This is a genomic window from Streptomyces bobili (genome assembly GCF_002154575.1).
GTDB lineage: Bacteria > Actinomycetota > Actinomycetes > Streptomycetales > Streptomycetaceae > Streptomyces > Streptomyces bobili.
The window spans coordinates 1-5725 of the sequence record NZ_MUBA01000432.1 but is presented as its reverse complement, the minus strand read 5'-3'; the positions used below and the strand labels follow the sequence as shown (position 1 = coordinate 5725).

5 protein-coding genes and 1 pseudogene are annotated in these 5725 nt (G+C 73.5%); 3 read left to right on the top strand and 3 right to left on the bottom strand.

The window, feature by feature from the left end:
• A pseudogene (locus tag BZL64_RS29125) lies at positions 1–410 on the top strand (hypothetical protein); the annotation flags it as partial.
• Between the two features lie 75 nt (positions 411–485).
• Positions 486–1373 carry an RNA polymerase sigma factor SigF gene (locus BZL64_RS29120; RefSeq protein WP_086772147.1) on the top strand — a complete coding sequence of 296 codons (888 nt, stop codon included), beginning with the start codon at positions 486–488 and terminating at the stop codon, positions 1371–1373.
• 21 nt (positions 1374–1394) lie between these two features.
• Here the strand turns inward: BZL64_RS29120 and BZL64_RS29115 are convergent, their stop codons facing one another.
• Together BZL64_RS29115 and BZL64_RS29110 are read right to left on the bottom strand one after the other, a co-directional pair.
• A complete protein-coding gene (locus tag BZL64_RS29115; protein WP_086772146.1) occupies positions 1395–1850 on the bottom strand; it encodes an ATP-binding protein in 456 nt (151 codons plus the stop codon).
• A 108-nt stretch (positions 1851–1958) separates the two neighbouring features.
• Entirely contained in the window at positions 1959–3152 is a 1194-nt protein-coding gene (locus BZL64_RS29110; protein WP_086772145.1) for a DUF6777 domain-containing protein, read from the bottom strand.
• A gap of 163 nt (positions 3153–3315) precedes the next feature.
• On the opposite strand from BZL64_RS29110, the gene BZL64_RS29105 reads away from it, so the two are divergent.
• On the top strand, positions 3316–4593 hold the full coding sequence (locus BZL64_RS29105) for a streptophobe family protein (RefSeq protein WP_086772144.1): 1278 nt from the start codon (positions 3316–3318) through the stop codon (positions 4591–4593).
• A 6-nt stretch (positions 4594–4599) separates the two neighbouring features.
• Here BZL64_RS29105 and BZL64_RS29100 read toward each other — a convergent pair whose 3' ends face one another.
• Positions 4600–5601 carry a serine/threonine-protein kinase gene (locus BZL64_RS29100; protein ID WP_086772143.1) on the bottom strand — a complete coding sequence of 334 codons (1002 nt, stop codon included), beginning with the start codon at positions 5599–5601 and terminating at the stop codon, positions 4600–4602.
• Between the last annotated feature and the right edge of the window lie 124 nt (positions 5602–5725).

Below are 5725 nucleotides of genomic sequence, written 5' to 3'. Positions count from 1 at the left end.
CCAAGGGCAACAAGGGCGGCCGCCGCCCAGTCATCACAGCAGCGAAGGCCGCCGCCGTGCGCGCCGCGTACCTCGGCGGCCGGTCCATCGCCGGACTGGCCCGCGACCATCACGTCAGCCGCGGCGCCATCCGTACCGCCGTCGCCGACCTCATGCCCGAGCAGACCGTCGTCGACCAGGACGCCCCGGCTCCGGAGCTGCCGGTCGTCCTCGACATGCCGGGCAAGGTCGCGGACTTCCTCCGCGCGGCCCGCCTGGAGCCTTCCGAACGCGCCGCCTTCGACCAGGGCGTGACCGTACGACGCGGCCAGGGCTACACCCTCCGCTGCCACACGCCGGGTGGGCCGGATCTCATCCGTGACGCTTCGAAAGGGCATGTGTTCGCCGACTCGGGGTATTCGGCTCCTTGAGCGGGCTTGCGTCATACGGGTCCGCTCACGGACCGGGTACAGCAGACGTCGAACCGTGACTTTCTGGGAGAGGTAATGCACACCGCCGTGATCGGGTCGCAGGCACAGGTCGTCGAGGACACCGCCGGGACCGGCACGGGTGGCACGCCGCTGCCTGGAGTCGCGGATCCCAGGCGCGTGGCGCCGCGCGACGCGCGAGAGCTGTCGCGTCAGTTCTTCAGGCGGCTGACGGAGCTGGACGAGGGGACGCACGAGTACCAGTACGCGCGCAACACCCTCATCGAGATGAACATGTCGCTGGTACGGTTCGCGGCCGGACGGTTCCGGGGCCGCGGCGACGACATGGAGGACATCGTCCAGACCGGGATGATCGGCCTGATCAAGGCCATCGACCGGTTCGAGATCTCGCGCGAGGTCGAGTTCACCTCCTTCGCGCTGCCCTACATCGTGGGCGAGATCAAGCGCTTCTTCCGGGACACGACCTGGGCCGTGCACGTGCCGCGGCGGCTCCAGGAGCTGCGGGTGGAACTGGCCAAGGCGCGCGACGAACTCGCCAGCCGCCTGGACCGGGAGCCGACGGTCGCGGAGCTGGCCACGCTGATGAACCTCGAGGAGCGCGAGGTGGTCGAGGCGCAGATCGCGTCCAACGGCTACAACTCCTCCTCGCTGGACGCCGCCCTCACCGGCGACGGCCCGGAGGGCGGCGAGGCGGTGCTGGCCGACTTCATCGGTGTGGAGGAGGACGGGCTGCGCCTCGTGGAGGACTTCCACTCGCTGGCCCCGCTGATGGCGGAGCTGAGTGAGCGGGACCGGCAGATCCTCCATATGCGGTTCGTGGAGGAAGCCACCCAGGCGGAGATCGGTGAGCAGCTCGGCTGCTCGCAGATGCACGTCTCCCGCCTGATCAAGCGGATCATCGTGCGGTTGCGCGAGGGGATGCTGGGGGAGCTGGGCTGCGCCTGAGGCCATCCCCGGCGAGGCGGCTCAGCCGGCGGCGAGCCCGAGGACGGCGCGGACGCGTTTGCCGACCGGGATGCGTTCGGCGGTGACCTCCGCGGCGAGGGCGTGCACGATCTCCAGTCCGTGCCGCCCGATGCGCCGGGGGTCCTTGGGGAACCGCAGGGGCAGGGCGTCGCTGCTGTCGTACACGGCGACCGTCACCGAGGTGTCGGTGCCCTCGAGCTCCAGGATGTACGGGCCGTTGCTGTGCCGGTCGGCGTTGGTGATCAGCTCGCTGACGACGAGCATCACGTCGTCGCTGAAGCGGTCGTCCATGCGGGCGCACCACTCCGTCCTGAGCTGCTCGACGAAGTGGGCGGCGAAGTCGCGGGCCTCGGCGATGGAACCGGTCTCACCGGTGTAGTGGGCGGCTCGGCGGAGCGGTTCCACGGGTACGTCGAAGCCGGTCGGTATCGCTGCCCCGCCCAGGTGCTTGATCATGCTGTTCTCTCTCGGAGGCCGGACTGGCCGGACGCTGCTGCACCCATGCTGCTACCCCGTTCCGGGCCGCGCAGTCCCCCGCCGCCGGCCCGGTCGGCATGGGCTCTCTCACAGTACGGGTGGGCTGCCGGCGGACCGCGCGGGGGGCGAGGCTGGCTCGGACCGGGAGGTGGTGTCGGTGGCGTCGGAGGGCGTCCCGTCCTCCGACGGCGGTGCGCTCGACGGCCCCGGCGACGGAGGCGGCTCCTCGGAGCCGGTGGGTGGCGCGGGGCTGGTCGAGTCCGGCGGGCCGGGGCTGTGCGAGGTCGACGGCGAGGTGGGCGGCGTGCTCGACGGCGCGGTGGGCGAGGAGACGCTCGCGGACGGTTTCGGCGGGGTCACCGGGGGCTTGGCGGGCCGGTCCTTGCCGCCGGTGTCGCCGCGGTGCCGGGCGAACCAGCGGTCGCCGTCGGCGTCGTAGAGGACGAAGGCCTTGATCACGGTCGTGGACGGGGTGACCACGACGACGTCGGAGGGGTGGTACGACGGCCAGGAGTCGCCGGTGCGCTTCGGGGTGGTCCGCTGGGCGACGGGCGGGGTGAGCGGGTTGCCGCAGGCGCAGCGCACGCGGGGCACTCCGTGGCCGTCGACGAGGACGGCGGTGCCGGACTGGAGGACGGCCTGGTAGGGGGTGGCGGCTCCGTCGCGGTAGCCGTGGTTGGTGACGCGGGTGTCCATGCGCAGCTGCACGGGGGTGAGGGAGCGCAGGTGGGCGGGGACCTCGGCGGGGTCGATGCCGGGGACGGACGCGAACGCCCGGTTCTTGGCGGGGTCCGCCCCGAGTGCCCTGATCTGCTTCTCCACGTCGCAGGCGGTGACGTCGCGGGTGCCGCCGTACAGTCCGGGGGCGCCGCCGTCGACGCCCCGTACGGCGTTGGCGGGTGCGGAGGTGGTCGCCGGGGCGGTGGAGGCGGGCGGGGCCGAGGCGTCGGTGGCGGTGGACTCGGTGAAGGGGTCCGGGCCTGTCTTTCCCGCGGCCTGGAGGAAGACCTCGCTGTCGCCGCCGGAGCCGCCGCCGGAGCGGGTCGTCAGGACGAGCGCGACGGCCAGGGCGACGAGGAGGGCGGTGGTGAGCAGCGCGATACGGGATGCGGACCGCCACCACGGCCGGTGCGGTCCGGGCCCGCCGCCGGACGAGGTCGCGCCGCCGGAGGGCCCGCCCGGAGGCGGGGTGGGCGGTCCCGAGGGTGGCTGCGAGGGGCCCGAAAGCGGCCCTGAGGGCGGTCCGGTGGGACGGCCGGACGAGGGCGGTTCGACGCTCACGACACTCCCCAGGTGGGTCTCGCGCGACGCACTTCAGCTGACCGCGTGCGCCACTTGCTGCATAACAACCATCATGTGCGTTTTTGTCACGCTTCGCCCACACATGGGCGCGGACGGCCCTCCCGGCAGGCGTGCGGGCCGGGCGCTGCCTAGCGTGACGAGCGTGAGATCGAACCTCTCCTCCGGACGGGCGGTGGCCCGTCACGGCTGGGTGCGGGCGGTCGCCACGGCACTGGCCGGGCTGATCGCCATGGGCATCACGGCCGCGCTGGGACTGTGGGGGGCCGGCGCCGCCGATCTGCCCGACGGGGCCTACCCGAGGGTGGTCGCGGCGACCGTCGTCACTGCCGTCGGGGGTTCGGTCGACCTCTCCGGTGACGCCGGCGGAATCGCGGACACGCGGGCGGGCCTCACGGTGATCCCGCTGTCCGTGACGCTCGTCGGCGCCCTGGTGACGGCCGCCGGGTTCCTGCGGCCACTGCGGCACCGGGCCGTCGCCTCGGCGGCCGAACTGGCCGGCTGGGCAGCCCGGATCGCCGTGGTGTGGCTGCTCGGCCTGCTGGCCCTGGCCCTCGCCGGCCGCCAGACGTTCGCGGTGTCCCTGGGCGACGACACGCTGGACGACCTCGGCGAGGTGTTCGGTGTGACCCCGAGGGCCGGCTTCGCCACCGACGTACCGCTCACGCTGCTGTTCGGGCTGGTGTGGCTGGCCGGCGTCTTCGTCCTGGCGCTGCTGGTCTCCCGCGGGGCTCCGCTGCCGCCGCGGCTGCTGCGCTTCCAGGAGTCGGTGCGGCCGGCGGCGTACGCGATGGTCGTGCTGCTGCTCGCGTGCGTCGCGCTGGGTGTCGTCATCGCGCTCGTGACCGCGGTGACCCGCGGCCATGCCCCGCAGACTCTCGCGGTGGTGCTCCTCGGCCTGCCCAACCTGGTGTGGCTCGCGTTGACCATCGGGCTGGGCGTCACCTGGGAGGGCCGGGTGGAGGGGCCGTTCGGGCTGCCGATGCCGCAGGTGCTGGACGAGGTGCTGCGCGGCTCGGAGACCGCCACGCTGAACCTGCGGACGCTCGCCGAGCAGGACGGCCGGGTGTGGTGGCTCGTCGTCGTGGACGCGGTGCTGCTGTCGGCGGCGGCGTTCGTCATGGCGGCCCGTTCCCCGGCCCGGACGCCGGCCTGGCGCAGCGCGGTGCACATGGCGGTGGCGCTGGTGCTGACGGTGCTGATGATCTGCCTCGTCGGCCGGGTCTCCGCGCACTACGGCCTGACGCTGTTCGGCATCAGCGACCTGGGCGGCGCGGGGCTCGGCGGTGAGCTGTTCCTGCGCCCCCGGCTGTGGTCGGCGCTGGGCCTCGCAGCCCTGGGGGGGCTGGTCGCCGGGTTCCTGGGCGGGCTGCTGGCACGGCGGACGGCCGGTCGGGGCAGGGTCGGCGACGGCAGCGGGTAGGCCGCTTCAGGCCGGGCCGCCCGGCGGTTCGAACACCGGCGCCGCCCAGCGGGGCGGTGGCTTCGGCCGTTCCTCGTCCGCCGCCGCGATCCTTCGGTCCACCTCCGTCGGCGGGTGCCGTTCGGGCGGTCCGCCCAGGAGGGCCGTCCGCAGCGCGGCGACGAACGTGAGGCAGGTGGCGTGGCGGGCGTCGGGCGTCTTGGCGAGGGCCTGCGCGAACACCTCGTCGACGGCGGGCGGAAGGTCGGTGCGGATCGCGGTGAGGTGGGGCGGCTCGTCGTACTGGTGGGCCCAGAGCAGGGCCATGTCGTCGTCGCGGCGGAACGGCGGGTGGCCCGCGAGGGTCTCGTAGACGACGCAGGCCAGGCCGTACACGTCGCAGCGGCCGTCGACCGGGCGGCCGGAGATCTGCTCGGGGGCCACGTAGTCGAGGGTGCCGACGAACTGGCCGACGGTGGTGAAGCCGGTGAGGGACAGCGACTTCTTCGTCAGGCCGAAGTCGGTGAGGTAGACGTGCTCGGGGTGGTCGCTGTCGGTGCCGCGGTCGACGAGGATGTTGCCGGGCTTGACGTCGCGGTGGACCAGGCCGTGTTCGTGGGCGGCGTCGAGGGCGGAGGCGACCTGCGCGGCGATGCGGGCGGCGGTGTCCGGCGGCAGCGGTCCGCGGCCGTCGAGGAGGTGGCGCAGGTCGCTGCCGGCGACGTAGCGCATGGCGATGTAGAGCAGTCCGTCGGTCTCGTCGGCCTCGAAGACCGGCACGATGTGCGGGTGGTCGATCGCGGCGGCGACGCGAGACTCGTGGGTGAAGCGTTTGCGGAAGGTGTCGTTGCGGGCCAGCTCGGGGGCGAGCAGTTTGAGCGCGACGGTCCGTTCCAGGCGCAGGTCGCGGGCGCGGTAGACGACGGCCATGCCGCCACGCCCGATCTCCCGTTCGATGCGGTATCCCGCCACCTGCCGGCCGGTCAGGTCGGAGGGCCGGCCGGAGAACAGGCTCGTCTCACGGCTCACCGGGGTTCACCGTCGCCCGTAACGACCCGGGTCGGGGCGTGTCCGAGATCCTCGGCGGCGTCCTCGGCCCCGGCTGAGCACCTACGCGGCCGAGGGCCCGCCCGCCGGGGCCGAGGACGCCGCC